A 507-nucleotide genomic window follows, 5' to 3' on the forward strand; every position below is an offset into this window, starting at 1 on the left:
GGCACCATCGATGGTCTGAAGATCAACTCCTGTATAGCTATCCCATACAGAAGCGAATTTCCTCAAGCCGGAATCGAGACGATAGACATCAGCTTCTGTGGCACCTTTTTGCGGTCCATAAACGTGAGCCGCTCCTTGTTCTCCATAAAAAGGGTTGGTGACATCGGAGGCGACGATCACCTGACAGTCTTTGAGTTCCGGTAATACTCCACACTCGTCAATCCGTTCAATGTCACACAAGATATTTCTGTTAGGAGGCAGCTCTTCATTTTGATCATTAAAAAACCGATAGCCAAGTGCTTGCAATAGTCCTGTTCCACCGTCCGTCGTTGCACTTCCCCCAAGGGAAACCACTAAATGACGAATTCCCATTTCTAATGCGCATTTAATTTGCTCCCCTAGACCGTAAGAATTTAATAAAAATGGATCTCGCTGATCATCTGGTACAAGTGTAAGTCCTGTACTTCTTGCGCACTCGATAAGCGCTGCCTCTTCCCCTTCATAGGG

The 507-nt window shown here is 46.4% G+C and carries 1 protein-coding gene; it reads right to left on the reverse strand.

Translation table 11 applies throughout. The features are described from left to right. On the reverse strand, positions 1-507 hold a 507-nt coding region (locus LD39_RS21615; RefSeq protein ID WP_035554078.1), incomplete at both ends, for a glycerate kinase.

The organism is Halobacillus sp. BBL2006, from assembly GCF_000786645.1.
Classification (GTDB): domain Bacteria; phylum Bacillota; class Bacilli; order Bacillales; family Halobacillaceae; genus Halobacillus.